Consider the following 13,376-nt stretch of genomic DNA (forward strand, 5'->3'; position numbering starts at 1 on the left):
CTTAGTGGGATGACTACGCCTTGGGACTTGCCGCCGACTCGACCTTGATCTTGCCGTCCACAATGTCCTTCTTGAGCTGGTCCAGCTCGGACTTCAGATCGGCCGGGACCTGGGAGTCGAGGCTGTGGAAGGGGGCCAACTGGACGCCGTCGTTCGCCAGCGTGCCGACGTACGGTGTGTTGGTGAATTTGCCGTCCGCGTCCTCCTTCACCACGGTCTCAACAGCCTCGCCCATCAGCTTCATGACTGACGAAAGCATGATGTCCTTATATTCGGGAGCCGTGAGGAAGCCATCGGAGTCAACCCAGATGAGCTTGACGTCCTTGCCGGCCGCTTTCGCTTCGTTCAGCGCTGCGCCGGCGCCCTTGCCCACCGGGCCGGCCACGGGCATCACGATGTCCGCGCCCTGGTCCAGGAAGTTCTGGGTGAGCTGCTTGCCCACGTCCTGTTTGGTGAAGTCACCGGTGAAGCTGCCATCCTGTGACGCCTTGTCCCAGCCGAGGACCTTGACATCCTTGCCTTTTTGCTCGTTGTAGTACTTCACGCCGTCGGCGTAGCCGTCCATGAAGATGGTCACGGTGGGGATCTTGATGCCGCCGAACGTGGCCACGGTACCGGTCTTGGTGGATCCGGCCGCGAGGTACCCTGCCAGGAACGCAGCCTGGGCCGTGTCATAGATAATCGGCTTGACGTTGGGGATCGCCGGGTTGTAGCCGAAGTCGATGATCGCGAAATGGCTGTCAGGGTTCGCGGTCGCCTGGGCCTTGGTGGCGTCACCAAGGAGGAAACCAACGGTGATGGTGAGATCGCAGCCGGCGGTGACCATGGCACGGAGGTTCGGCTCAAAGTCGTTGTTGGTCTGGGATTCGACCTGGTTGACCTTAATGCCCAGGTCCTTCTCAGTCTTCTTGAGGCCCTCGTACGATGACTGGTTAAACGACTGGTCGTCGAATCCGCCGGAGTCGGAAACGATACAGCCGGTGTAGTCACGGGCCGTAGCGCTCGGGCTGCCGGCTTCGGGAGGCGCACCGCAACCGGCCAACAGGAGTGCGGTAGCACCCATGGTGGCCACGCTTGCAATTGAACCGCGCTTGAGGTGTGCACGCAGTGATGTCTTCAAGATTCCTCCAGGATGAAGAGAGATGCGCTACGACGTGATTTCAATGAGTGTCTGTTTCAACCCTGAAATTCTGTTTTCACTGACGGTCCGCAGCACTGCGCCGAAGCGCTCTGATGAGACCCACTTTAGTGGCCTGCGCCACTTCCAGTAGCACATCCCGGCCCGAATCTGGAGATTGTTGAGATTTTGTTACCAAGCAGTAGGAACACCCCGCGCCGCGGCCTCCGAAGCCTGCAGGTTTAAGCGCGAACGAACACTTGGGGCCCTGCAAAAAGGGCCGCAAGTGTTCGTTCGCGCTGTCTTACTGGCGGACTTGCTTAGAGGCGGACCAGCATCTTGCCGGTGTTGGCGCCCTCGAGCAGATCCATGAACGCCTGCGGGGCGTTCTCCAGGCCGTCCACCACGGTCTCGTCGTACTGGAGGCTTCCGTCAGCGAGCCAGCCTGCAGCCTTTTCGGCGAATTCGCCCATGAGGTGCCAGTAGCTGCCCACCAGGAACCCGCGCAGGGTGAGCTGCTTGCCGATGGCGAGCATGAGGTTCCGCGGGGCCGGCGTGGGCTCGGTGGAGTTGTACTGGGCGATGGCGCCGCACATGGCCACGCGGCCGCCGACGTTAAGGACAGCCAGTGCAGCTTCCAGGTGCTCGCCGCCCACGTTGTCGAAGTACACATCGATGCCGGCGGGTCCTGCGGCCTTGGCAAGCTGCTCCCGCACGGGCCCGTCGTTGTAGTTGAACGCAGCGTCGAAGCCGAGCTCCAGGAGCCGCGCCACCTTGTCCGGCGTGCCTGCGCTCCCGATCACCCGGGAGGCACCCATCGCCTTGGCGATCTGGCCCACGAGCGAGCCCACGGCTCCGGCCGCACCGGACACGAATACGGCGTCGCCGGGTTTGAACTCGGCCACTTTCAACAGGCCCGCGTATGCGGTGAGACCGGTCATGCCCAGCGCTCCGAGGAATGCCGACGCCGGCGCAAGGTCCGTGCGGGCCACCGAGGTCGCCGATGCATCCAGCACGGCGTATTCGCGCCACCCCAGTTGATGGACGACGGCGTCCCCCACCTTCCGGCCCTCGGCCCTGGACGCGATAACCTCACCCACGGCCCCGCCGTCGAGCGCTGCATCCAGCGCAAAGGGAGCTGAGTAGGACTTGACGTCGTTCATGCGGCCGCGCATGTAGGGGTCCACGGAGGTGAAGAGGTTACGGACCAGGATCTGGCCGTCCTGAAGCTCCGGCAGCGGTGATTCGGCCAGCCGGAAGTTTTCCGGGACGGGCCGTCCCGTGGGGCGCGACGCCAGGCGGATTTCACGGGTGGACGTGGGCAATGCTGTTACGGTGCTCATGCTGCGAACTCCAGGATCTTGATGTCCACGGTCATGTTTCCGCGCGTGGCGTTGGAATAGGGGCAGATCTGGTGCGCTTTGGCCACGAGACTTTCCGCCGTGGCGAGGTCCAGGGCCGGGACGGCAATTTCGAGTTCGGCCGCGAGGCCGTAGCCCACGCCGTCAGCCAGGGCACCGAAGTGGATCTTGGCGGCCACCGCCGAGTCGGTGAGGTCGGCACGTTCCTTGCGTCCGACGAGGCGCAGTGCCGAGTGGAAGCAGGCGGCGTAGCCGGCGGCGAAGAGCTGCTCCGGATTTGTGCCCTGTCCGTTGCCGCCCAGTTCCACGGGGCTGGCCAGGCTGACATCCAGCTTCCCGTCGTTGGTGCGTGCGTTGCCGTCGCGGCCTTCGCCGGAAGCCAGGGCCTCGGCTGTGTAGAGAGTCTTCATGTGTGGTCCGTCCTGTTGGATGTGGATACCGGAAATTTGTGGGTGGTCAGTGCGAACGGTGGAGTGCTTCCGTGAGCCTGCCCAGGGTGGTGCGGAGCTGTTCAAGCTCCTCGGCTGACAGCCCGGCGGCATCCGCAAGATGCTGGGGAATCCCGGTCGCCTTGCCGCTGAGGTCCCGCCCGGCCGGGGTGAGGTGGATGGCGACGCGGCGTTCGTCTTCGCCGGACCGGCGCCGTTCCACGAACCCCAGCGCTTCAAGGCGCTTGAGCAGGGGCGACAGCGTGCCGGAGTCGAGGCCGAGCTCCTCCCCCAGGTCCTTGACTCCCCTCGGCTCGGACTCCCACAGCACCAGCATCACCAGGTACTGCGGATAGGTCAGGCCGAGGTCGTCAAGGATGGGCCGGTACACAGCGGTTGCTGCGCGGGAGGCGGAGTACAAGGCAAAGCACACCTGGCGGTCGAGGCGTGGGGCTTCAGTCATGACCTAAACGATAGTGCACAATTCAGTTGTGCACAACTTACAGGCCAAAAACAAGGCGCGAACTGGCAGCAAATGCCCTCAAATTGTGGATTTGAGGGCATTTGCTGCCAGTTCGCGCCGGAGGGGTTTAGGGGGTGTGGAGGTCGCGGATGGTCCGGAGCGCTGCGGCTGTCAGTACCTGGATGCCGAAGCCGAGGGCCCGCTCGTCCAGGATGTAGTCGCCGCGGTGAAGGTCGTACTCTTCGCCGCCGGGAGTCTTGGTGCCAAGACGCATCATGGCGCCGGGCAGTTCCGCCAGGAACCAGGCGAAGTCCTCGCCGCCCATGGACTGCGGGGTCAGCACCACGGCACCTTCGCCGATTTCAGCGCGGGCGGCTGCTTCAATGAGGGCGGTTTCGTGTTCGGAGTTGACCACCGGGGGTACTCCCCTGGTGTGCTCCAGGCGAACATCCACGCCGTAGGGCGCGGCCACCTGGTGGACAACCTCGTCCAGGAGCTCGCCCGCACTGTGCCACGCGTCGCGGTCGAGGCAGCGCATCGTTCCGGCCATGTATCCGCTGCCGGGAATGGCATTGGGTGCGGACCCGGCGGAGATCTGCCCCCAGACCACGGAAACTCCACTGCGGACGTCCACGCGGCGGGACAGCACGGCGGGCACGTTCACCGCTATCTGCGACAGGGCAAAAACGAGGTCTTCGGTCAGGTGCGGGCGGGACGTGTGGCCGCCCCGGCCGGACAGCTCGATCCGGATGGTGTCCGACGCCGAGGTGATGGCGCCGATGCGCGTTCCGATCTTTCCGACGTCGATACGGGGGTCACAGTGCAGCGCAAGGATCCGGGGGACGCCCTCGAGGACTCCCTGCTCGATGCACGAATGCGCACCGCCCGGCATCGTCTCCTCCGCCGGCTGGAAGATGATGCGGACGCGGCCGCGCAACGGAGTTTCCTGATGCATACGGTGCAGCACCAAGGCGATGCCCAGCATGGTGGTGGTGTGGACGTCGTGGCCGCAGGCATGGGTGACGCCGTGGTTCTTCGACGCGAACGGCAGGCCCGTCTCTTCGATGATGGGAAGGGCATCGATGTCGCCGCGCAGGGCGGTGGCAATGGGGCCTTCACCGATGTCCACCGTCAAACCCGTGCCGTCCAGCCGCTTGGGCTCGAGACCGGCGGCTTCAAGCCGTTCCACGAGCCGGTCAGTGGTGCGGAATTCCTTGAAGGACAACTCCGGGTGCGCGTGAAGGTCACGGCGGAAGTCGATCAGTTCCGGAAGGAGCGGCTCCAGCCATGGCCCCACCAATGCGGTGGGCTGGGCTTCAGTAGTGTAATTGCGCACAGATTTACTCTAGCGAGCGTCCACGGAATAGCGGCATCACCTGCGGCGCGTTACGGATTACTCGTCCGGGCATTGCCCGGACAACCGCGCTACAGGACGTCGGTGTCGCCACTGGCCTTGAGCGCATCGACGGCACCCTTAACCCGCTGGGCGTGCTGCTTGGTGGTCACCAAAAGGGCATCCCCGGTATCAACAATGACAACGTCCTTGATGCCAATCAGGGCGATAACCCGCTTGGTGTCCGAGACAACCACGCCGCTGGCATTTTCGGTGAAGACGCGCGCGCCCTCGCCGATAACCGTGACGTCGTCCACTTCGCGGGCACTGTTGAGCCGTCCCACCGAAGCGAAGTCGCCGACGTCGTCCCATCCGAACGTGCCGGGAACAACAGCGACGTCGCCGGCAGCGGCGGCAGGTTCGGCCACTGCGTAGTCGATGGCGATCTTGGGCAGGGTGGGCCACACGCGTGCCGTGACTTCATCACGCTCGGGAGTGTCCCAGGCCTGGGCGATCTCCTGCAGGCCCTTGAAGAGTTCGGGCTGGTTAGCCTCAAGGTGCTTGAGCATCAGGGCAACCGGGGCCACGAACATGCCGGCGTTCCATACATACTCGCCGCTGTCCACGTACTGCTGGGCGACTTCCTCGTCCGGCTTCTCGACGAACTCCACCACGGCCTGGGCACTGGGGGCGCCCTCAATGCGGAGTCCATGTCCGGCACGGATGTAGCCGAAACCCGTGGACGGGTGGGTGGGCTTGATGCCGATGGTCACGATCTTGCCGGCCGCAGCCGTGTAAATGGCCTCGCGGACCGCATCCTGGAAAAGGTGGTCCGGGCTGATGACCTGGTCGGCGGCGAAGGAGCCCATGATGGTATCCGGATCCCGCTCATGCAGGATGGCGGCCGCCAGTCCGATGGCGGCGCCGGAATCCTTTGGCTCGCTTTCCAGGACAAGGTCGGAATCCTGGAGCTCGGGCAACTGGCGGCACACGGCCGCGCGGTGGGCCGTGCCCGTGACCACGAGAACGTTTTTGCCCGCGAGGGGCTCCAGCCGGTCATACGTGGCCCGAAGCAAAGTGCTGCCCGACCCGGTGAGGTCGTGAAGGAATTTGGGAGCTGCTGCACGTGACAGGGGCCAGAGGCGGGTCCCCACTCCGCCTGCCGGAATCACCGCAATAAAGCGGCTTAGGGGTGAATCCGGGCTTGTCACTTTGTCTGTACTCATCACCGCTTACTTTAGCTGACCCGCCCCGAAGGTCCCTTCAAACGACGCCGGGCACGCCTCAATCCGCCGGATCGTGTGTCGTTCGTCTCAAAACAAACGGAAATCCGCGGAAGGGCGAGTCACCAAGGAGTTCCTAAATTGAATAAGCTGTGAGCGAAGCCTAGATTTAGGCCTGAGCTACGAGTGCTCTCGCAGCAGGCGTTCCCCCCGCGTGGATCTCATGCCAGCGCCGCTGTGTTGCAGGGAGGTTTATTCAGTGCCGACAAAACCAGCTGGCACCTTGTACCGCGGCCGTGAAGGCATGTGGTCCTGGGTAGGACACCGCATTACCGGTGTTGTGATCTTTTTCTTCTTGTTGGTCCATGTGCTGGACACCTCATTGGTGCGTGTGTCCCCCGAGGCCTACACGGCTGTCATCGGTGCCTACAAGAATCCCCTGATGGCCCTGGGTGAAACGGGCCTGGTCGCCGCGATTGTTTTCCACGCCTTTAACGGCCTGCGGATCATCGCCGTCGACTTCTGGAAGAAGGGCGCGAAGTACCAGCGCCAGATGCTCTGGACGGTCCTGGCCCTCTGGGTAGTCGTGATGGTCGGCTTCTCCATCCGCCACCTTTCCCTCGCCCTTGGAGGTCACTAAGCCATGACTGCAACTCAGATCCAGAGCCCGCGCAGCGGCAAGATCTCCCCGCAGTACCGCCGCAACGGCGCATCGAAGGGGAACTTCGAAATGGCTGCCTGGCTGTTCATGCGGCTCTCCGGCGTGGTCCTGGTCGTCCTGATCTTCGGGCACCTCTTTGTGAACCTGCTGGTGGGCGACGGCATCCACGCCATCGACTTCGGTTTCGTGGCCGGCAAGTGGGCCGACCCGTTCTGGCAGTTCTGGGACCTGGCCATGCTCTGGCTCGCCATGCTCCACGGCACCAACGGCGTCCGGACCATCATCAACGACTACGCGGAGAAGGACTCCAGCCGCTTCTGGCTCAAGGCAGTCCTCTACGCAGCGACCGCCGTCATCATTATCCTGGGCACCCTGGTGATCTTCACCTTCAACCCGTGCCCGCTGGACGTCAATGGCGTGCCGCTGCCGGGTGGCTTCTGCCCCGCCGCGTAACAGCAACATCCATGGCCCGCGGCTAGCCGCGGGCTGCGTTTTGCGGAGCAGGCAACGCCTACCCGTTGTTTTATAGAGAATTTTGAGAGAAAGAGCGTCTGGTATGCAGGTCCATAAGTACGACGTCGTCATCGTCGGTGCCGGTGGCGCTGGCATGCGCGCCGCGATCGAATCCGGTCAGCGCGCCCGCACAGCAGTACTGACCAAGCTCTACCCCACCCGCTCCCACACCGGTGCGGCGCAGGGTGGCATGTGTGCGGCCCTTGCCAATGTCGAGGAAGACAACTGGGAATGGCACACCTTCGACACCATCAAGGGCGGCGACTACCTGGTTGACCAGGACGCCGCCGAGGTCATGGCCAAAGAGGCCATCGACGCCGTGCTGGACCTGGAAAAGATGGGCCTGCCGTTCAACCGCACGCCTGAGGGCCGCATCGACCAGCGCCGCTTCGGCGGCCACACCCGTGACCACGGCAAGGCTCCCGTCCGCCGGGCCTGCTACGCCGCTGACCGCACGGGCCACATGATCCTGCAGACGCTGTACCAAAACTGCGTCAAGCACAATGTGGAGTTCTACAACGAGTACTACGTCCTGGACCTCCTGACGGTCGAAGAGGACGCAGTCCGCGAGGACGGCACGGCGTACAAGCAGAAGCGTGTTGCCGGCGTTGTGTCCTACGACCTCGCCTCCGGTGAACTGCACGTCTTCCAGGCCAAGTCCGTGGTGTTCGCCTCCGGCGGCGCGGGCAAGGTCTTCAAGACCACCTCCAACGCCCACACCCTGACCGGCGACGGCATGGGCATCGCGTTCCGCCGCGGCATCCCCCTGGAGGACATGGAGTTCTTCCAGTTCCATCCGACAGGCCTTGCCGGCCTGGGTATCCTGCTTTCCGAGGCAGCCCGCGGTGAAGGTGCCATCCTGCGTAACTCCGAGGGTGAGCGCTTTATGGAGCGGTACGCCCCCACCATCAAGGACCTCGCACCGCGTGACATCGTGGCCCGCTCCATGGCCAACGAAGTCCGTGAAGGCCGCGGCTGTGGCCCCAACAAGGACTACGTCCTGTTGGACCTGACCCACCTGGAGCCCGCGCACATCGACGCGAAGCTGCCGGATATCACCGAGTTCGCCCGTACCTACCTGGGTGTGGAGCCGTACACGGAGCCCGTTCCGGTGTTCCCGACGGCGCACTACGCCATGGGCGGCATCCCCACGAACATCACCACCGAGGTCCTGCAGGACAACGACACCGTGGTGCCGGGCCTGTACGCCGCCGGTGAAGTGGCGTGTGTTTCGGTACACGGCTCCAACCGGCTGGGCACCAACTCGCTGCTGGACATCAACGTGTTCGGAAAGCGCGCCGGCATCGCCGCCGCTGAATACGCGAAGACGGCTGACTTCGTGGACCTCCCGGAGGACCCCGAGGCGTACACCATCGAACTGCTGGACATTGCCCGCAACGGCAACGGCGACGAGAAGGTGGCCGTGATCCGCAAGGAACTCCAGGACACCATGGACGCCAACATGCAGGTGTTCCGCACCGCTGACACGCTGAACCAGGTCCTTCGGGACATCGAGTCCTTCGAGGCCCGGTACAAGCGCATCAGCGTCCAGGACAAGGGCAAGCGGTTCAACCTGGACCTGCTCGAAGCCGTTGAACTCGGCTTCCTGCTGGAACTGGCCAAGGTCATGACCGTGGCCGCCCTGCACCGTGAAGAATCCCGCGGCGGACACTTCCGCGAGGACTTCCCGGACCGGAACGACGAAAAATTCATGAAGCACTCCATGGCGTACAAGGACGACCACGCCCCGGCTGACGGCTCTGCAGAGGCAATCGCCGGCATCCGCCTGGCCACCAAACCGGTTGTCTTTACCCGCTACGAGCCGATGGTGAGGAAGTACTAAGATGTCCGCCGAACTTGCTGAGCCAGCCTCAAAGATCGAACTGCCCGCACACATCGGTGGCGGCGGCGAGATCCCCACATTCGACGTCCACCTCCGCGTGCGCCGCTACAACCCCGAGGTGTCCGAGGACGCCACCTGGGACGACTTCCATGTCACCATGTACGGCACCGACCGTGTGCTGGATGCCCTGCACAAGGTGAAGTGGGAGATCGACGGCAGCGTTTCGTTCCGCCGCTCCTGCGCCCACGGCGTCTGCGGCTCCGATGCCATGCGCATCAACGGCCGTAACCGCCTCGCCTGCAAGACCCTCCTGAAGGACCTGGACACCTCCAAGCCCATCACGGTCGAGCCGATCAAGGGCCTGCCGGTGGAGAAGGACCTGATCGTGGACATGGAGCCGTTCTTCCAGTCCTTCCGGGAGGTCATGCCGTTCCTGATCAACAAGGGCCACGAGCCCACCAAGGAACGCCTGCAGTCCGCCGAGGACCGTGAGCGCTTCGACGACACCACCAAGTGCATCCTGTGCGCCGCGTGCACGTCCTCCTGCCCAGTGTTCTGGACCGACGGCCAGTACTTCGGCCCGGCCGCGATCGTCAACGCCCACCGCTTCATCTTCGATTCCCGTGATGACGCCGGCGACATGCGACTGGAGATCCTGAACGACAAGGAAGGCGTGTGGCGCTGCCGCACCACCTTCAACTGCTCCGAAGCATGCCCCCGCGGCATCCAGGTGACCCAGGCCATCGCCGAGGTCAAGCAGGCAATTCTCTCCCGCAAGATCTAGTTCCGGTTTACGTACGACGGCGTCATTCACTTAGGTGCGAATGGCGCCGTCGTTGTTTTAACCCACGCCAGCCACAACGAAAGGGGACGCCATGTCCCGCTCCGAAAAAGTCAGCTTCGAGGGTTCCACCGGGGAACTCCTCTCAGGCATCATTGACGTCCCCGAAGGGCCGGTCCGGGGCTGGGGAGTGTTTTCCCACGGCTTTACGCTGGGCAAGGACAGCCCCTCGGCCTCACGGATGTGCAAGGCCCTGGCTGACACCGGGATCGGCATGCTCCGCTTCGACAACCTAGGGCTGGGCGACTCCGCGGGCTACTGGTCGGAGGGCTCCTTCAGCCACAAGGTGGCCGACACGGTCAAGGCCGCCGAGTTCATGCGCGCCCAGGGAAAGGCCATCTCCCTGCTCGTGGGCCACTCCTTCGGCGGTGCCGCCGTGCTTTCCGCGGCGCGCCAGATTCCGGAGCTCGACGCCGTCGCAACAGTAGGTGCCCCGTTCTCACCCAAGCACGTGGCGCACGTCTTCGACGCCGCCCTGGACAAAATCCTCAGCGAAGGCAGCGCCGAAGTGGACCTCGGCGGGAAACGCGTGGAGATCCGCAGGCACTTCGTGGAGGACCTGGAGAATGCCGACCTCACGGACTGCATCCGTCAGCTGCACAAGCCGCTGATGGTGCTGCACTCCCCCACCGACAACACGGTGGGGATCGAAAACGCGAGCTCGATCTTCCAGACGGCCCGCCACCCCCGGAACTTCGTGTCCCTGGAGGGCAGCGACCACCTCCTGACCGGCAAGGGCCAGGCAGCCCGGGCTGCCAGGATCATCGCCGCCTGGGCCGACCAGTACCTCGACGCCGGGAAGTAGCGGCCGCGCTGGCGTGGACTCCGGGCGTCTCTACCGGCACCTTGCCCGGCTGGACCTGGCGTGAACCCCACCCGGCTTTGTCATGCTCCGTGGGGGCGCTCCTGAGGTCTTCGTCGCGGATGGCGGACCAGCCGGCGGAAACCAGGTAGACCTGGCTGACAAGGTTGAACCAGATCAGCAGCCCGATGATGATGGCGAACGGCGCCAGGATGGGGTTGCGGCCGGCCCCGGCGAGGAGCTCGGTGCTGAACACCTGCAGGGCCGTCGTTCCGAATGCCGCCAGGATAGTGCCTTCCAGCAAAGCCTGCCTGGACAGCTTCAATCCCCCGGCGAGACGGAACATGATGACCGCCGTGACCCAGTTGAGTGTCAGGGGCACGCCGATCTTGATCAGCGTGGTCAGCGGGCCCGCCACGGCGTCGTCCAGCCGGAGGAAATCGGAGACCCAGCCTGCCGCGGTGCCGAAGACCAGGGAAGCTCCGGCGCTGATCACCAGGGCGACGCCCAGCAGCAGGAGGGTGCCGGCGTCGCGCAATTTCAGGACAATCGGGTTAATCTTCAGGGGCGGGAGCTTCATCACGCCGCGGAGGCCGTCGCGGAGCCCGGCAATCCAGCCCAGCGAGGTGATCACGGTCACCACCGCGGCGATGACGGCAGTCCACCCCAGGCCGTCCGGGTTCAGCAGGTCCTGCGGATCAACCAGCCCTTCGCCCCCGCCCACCTTGAGCAGTCCGGGCGCACTCTGGGCGACGCTTCCGATGATGGTGTCCAGGAGGGCCGGCTGGTCGCGCAGCACCAGCCCCGCAATCGAGAAGCCCGTGGCCAGCAGGCCGGTGATGGAGAAGAACATGTTGAAGCCGATGCCCGCGCTCATCAGCGGGCCGTGCTGGAGGTTGTAGTGCTGCCATGCCCGCATGGGCCGGAACGCGTTCAGCCGGGCGAGGAGCCACTGGAACATTGCCAACAGACTGGCCACCGGGCCGCCGTCGGACCTCCTGGCCTTGCCCCACTCCATCCGTTTCTGGATGACGGCCAGCTTCAGCTTGCCACGCTCAGTGGGAAGCGGCTGCTCCGCCGGAGTTGGCGGCTGCTTCCGCTGCCCAGACGCCGGCTTCGTTGTCAGTTTCGGTCCCAAAGTCCAGCTCTTCCCGTAGCTGCCAGATGCCCTCAGCATCGTGCTCGTAAAGTCCCATGCTAACCACAGGGAACGTTGCCCTATAGTCCTTGAGCACCGTTTCGGCCTCGTCGAGGCTTTCGGGGGCAACATCGTGGGCGATCGTCACGTGCGGGTGGTAGGAGAAGGGCAGGTCCCGCTGGAGCGGTCCCGTCTGGAGCTTTTCGTGCAGGTCCACGCAGGAGTCGAAACCGTCCGCCACGTTGATGAAAACCACCGGGGACACGGGCCGGAAGGTTCCCGTCCCCGCAATGGTCACCATGAAGGGCGCCTGGGCTTTGGCGACCTCACGGACGTGCTCCCGCGTTGCCTCCCAGTCCAGGGTGGGAGTGGTGGTGATCAGGGTGATGTGGGCAGGGACCACGCCGGCCATGGGGTCACCGAACGAGGCGCGCCAGCGTTGAAGTTCTTCCGCGATGGCAGGGGGGAATCCCAGAATGACGCCGACGCTCATTCCTTCACTGACATTGCTCGAAGCCGACATCGGGTTAGCGGGCTCCGGGGGCGCCGCCGTAGGGAAGGAACCCCACCTTGGCATAGACGTCACTGAGGGTGGCCGCGGCAATCTCCCGGGCCTTGTCCGCGCCGTGGGCCAGGAGCCTGTCCAGTTCGGCGGGGTCCGACAAAAGCTCGTTGGCGCGGTCGCGGATCGGGGTCAGGTGGCCTACCACCGCTTCTGCCAGGTCCACCTTGAGGTGACCATACATTTTTCCCTGGTAGGCCTCCACAAGCTGCTCCACGCTCTGGCCGGTCACTCCGGCGAAGATGGTGAGGAGGTTGGAGACACCGGGTTTGGTTTCGCGGTCGAAGCGGATTTCCGTCTCGGTGTCGGTGACGGCGGACTTGATCCGCTTGGCCGTGATCTTGGGTTCATCGAGGAGGTTGATCAGTCCGGCCGGCGATTCGGCCGATTTGGACATCTTCGCGGTGGGGTTCTGCAGGTCGTAGATTTTCGCGGATTCCTTCTGGATGAAGGGCTGCGGAACCGTGAACGTCTCGCCGAAGCGGGAGTTGAAGCGGGTGGCGAGGTCGCGGCTCAGCTCGACGTGCTGGCGCTGGTCCTCACCCACCGGGACACCCTGCGGCTGGTACAGGAGGATGTCGGCCGCCTGCAGGATGGGGTAGGTGAAGAGACCCACGCTGGCGAAATCGGTGCCCTGCTTCTGCGCCTTGTCCTTGAACTGGGTCATCCGGGACGCTTCACCGAAGCCGGTAATGCAGTTCAGGACCCACGCGAGCTGTGCGTGCTCGGGCACCTGGGACTGGACGAACAGGGTGCACTTATGGACGTCCACGCCGCCGGCGATGTACTGGGCCGCGGTGATCCGTGTTCGCCGGGCCAGTTCGGCGGGATCCTGCGGGACGGTGATGGCGTGCAGGTCCGGGATGAAGAACACGGCGTCGTATTCGTCCTGCATCCGGACCCAGTTCACCAGGGCGCCAAGGTAGTTGCCGAGGTGGAGCGAGTCCGCGGACGGCTGCATGCCGGACAGGATGCGGTGCCGGACGCCGGTACCGGGCTGGCTCGCTTCTGCCTGGGCGGCGACGGCGTCAATTGCCGGGGATGCGGCGGGGCCGGTCACTGTTGGAGAGGTGGTCATTCGTTGTGGCCTT

The 13,376-nt window shown here is 64.4% G+C and carries 14 protein-coding genes; 5 read left to right on the forward strand and 9 right to left on the reverse strand.

The genetic code is table 11. The features are described from left to right. Positions 1 to 13: 13 nt before the first annotated feature. From EYS21_RS08255 to EYS21_RS08280, 6 genes are all read right to left on the reverse strand, one after another. Positions 14 to 1,063 (reverse strand): BMP family ABC transporter substrate-binding protein, encoded by a 1,050-nt coding sequence (locus tag EYS21_RS08255; protein ID WP_131132709.1) that lies wholly within the window; start codon positions 1,061 to 1,063, stop codon positions 14 to 16. A 374-nt stretch (positions 1,064 to 1,437) separates the two neighbouring features. After that, positions 1,438 to 2,460 carry an NADP-dependent oxidoreductase gene (locus EYS21_RS08260; RefSeq protein ID WP_131132710.1) on the reverse strand — a complete coding sequence of 341 codons (1,023 nt, stop codon included), beginning with the start codon at positions 2,458 to 2,460 and terminating at the stop codon, positions 1,438 to 1,440. Next, positions 2,457 to 2,888: an organic hydroperoxide resistance protein gene (locus tag EYS21_RS08265; protein WP_131132711.1), complete on the reverse strand. Its 432-nt coding sequence runs from the start codon at positions 2,886 to 2,888 to the stop codon at positions 2,457 to 2,459. Before EYS21_RS08265 ends, EYS21_RS08260 begins: the two co-directional genes overlap by 4 nt. A gap of 46 nt (positions 2,889 to 2,934) precedes the next feature. Continuing rightward, positions 2,935 to 3,369 (reverse strand): MarR family transcriptional regulator, encoded by a 435-nt coding sequence (locus tag EYS21_RS08270; RefSeq protein WP_131132712.1) that lies wholly within the window; start codon positions 3,367 to 3,369, stop codon positions 2,935 to 2,937. A gap of 127 nt (positions 3,370 to 3,496) precedes the next feature. Beyond that, positions 3,497 to 4,705: an amidohydrolase gene (locus tag EYS21_RS08275; protein WP_131132713.1), complete on the reverse strand. Its 1,209-nt coding sequence runs from the start codon at positions 4,703 to 4,705 to the stop codon at positions 3,497 to 3,499. An 89-nt stretch (positions 4,706 to 4,794) separates the two neighbouring features. Continuing rightward, a complete protein-coding gene (locus EYS21_RS08280) occupies positions 4,795 to 5,928 on the reverse strand; it encodes a sugar phosphate nucleotidyltransferase (RefSeq protein WP_131132714.1) in 1,134 nt (377 codons plus the stop codon). Positions 5,929 to 6,184: 256 nt separating this feature from the next. On the opposite strand from EYS21_RS08280, the gene sdhC reads away from it, so the two are divergent. The 5 genes from sdhC to EYS21_RS08305 all read left to right on the forward strand — a co-directional run bounded on the left by sdhC (position 6,185) and on the right by EYS21_RS08305 (position 10,588). Beyond that, positions 6,185 to 6,565, forward strand: coding sequence for a succinate dehydrogenase, cytochrome b556 subunit (sdhC, locus tag EYS21_RS08285; RefSeq protein ID WP_082576094.1), 381 nt, complete (start codon positions 6,185 to 6,187; stop codon positions 6,563 to 6,565). 3 nt (positions 6,566 to 6,568) lie between these two features. After that, the gene (locus EYS21_RS08290) at positions 6,569 to 7,039 is read left to right on the forward strand and encodes a succinate dehydrogenase hydrophobic membrane anchor subunit (protein WP_131132715.1); all 471 of its coding nucleotides are present in this window, start codon (positions 6,569 to 6,571) and stop codon (positions 7,037 to 7,039) included. Between the two features lie 103 nt (positions 7,040 to 7,142). After that, the gene (gene sdhA, locus EYS21_RS08295) at positions 7,143 to 8,942 is read left to right on the forward strand and encodes a succinate dehydrogenase flavoprotein subunit (RefSeq protein ID WP_131132716.1); all 1,800 of its coding nucleotides are present in this window, start codon (positions 7,143 to 7,145) and stop codon (positions 8,940 to 8,942) included. A gap of 1 nt (position 8,943) precedes the next feature. Next, positions 8,944 to 9,726: a succinate dehydrogenase iron-sulfur subunit gene (locus tag EYS21_RS08300; protein WP_131132717.1), complete on the forward strand. Its 783-nt coding sequence runs from the start codon at positions 8,944 to 8,946 to the stop codon at positions 9,724 to 9,726. A gap of 91 nt (positions 9,727 to 9,817) precedes the next feature. Then, positions 9,818 to 10,588, forward strand: coding sequence for an alpha/beta hydrolase (locus EYS21_RS08305; protein WP_131132718.1), 771 nt, complete (start codon positions 9,818 to 9,820; stop codon positions 10,586 to 10,588). Here EYS21_RS08305 and EYS21_RS08310 read toward each other — a convergent pair. The 3 genes from EYS21_RS08310 to trpS are packed head-to-tail and all read right to left on the reverse strand — an operon-like array spanning position 10,545 to position 13,363. Continuing rightward, a complete protein-coding gene (locus tag EYS21_RS08310; protein ID WP_131132719.1) occupies positions 10,545 to 11,603 on the reverse strand; it encodes a YihY/virulence factor BrkB family protein in 1,059 nt (352 codons plus the stop codon). The genes EYS21_RS08305 and EYS21_RS08310 overlap by 44 nt on opposite strands. Before the next feature lie 37 nt (positions 11,604 to 11,640). Further along, on the reverse strand, positions 11,641 to 12,216 hold the full coding sequence (locus EYS21_RS08315) for a 2'-5' RNA ligase family protein (RefSeq protein ID WP_347559538.1): 576 nt from the start codon (positions 12,214 to 12,216) through the stop codon (positions 11,641 to 11,643). A 34-nt stretch (positions 12,217 to 12,250) separates the two neighbouring features. Then, positions 12,251 to 13,363, reverse strand: coding sequence for a tryptophan--tRNA ligase (gene trpS / locus EYS21_RS08320; RefSeq protein WP_131132721.1), 1,113 nt, complete (start codon positions 13,361 to 13,363; stop codon positions 12,251 to 12,253). Positions 13,364 to 13,376 lie beyond the last annotated feature (13 nt).

This window comes from Arthrobacter sp. S39, assembly GCF_004320525.1.
Lineage (GTDB): Bacteria > Actinomycetota > Actinomycetes > Actinomycetales > Micrococcaceae > Arthrobacter.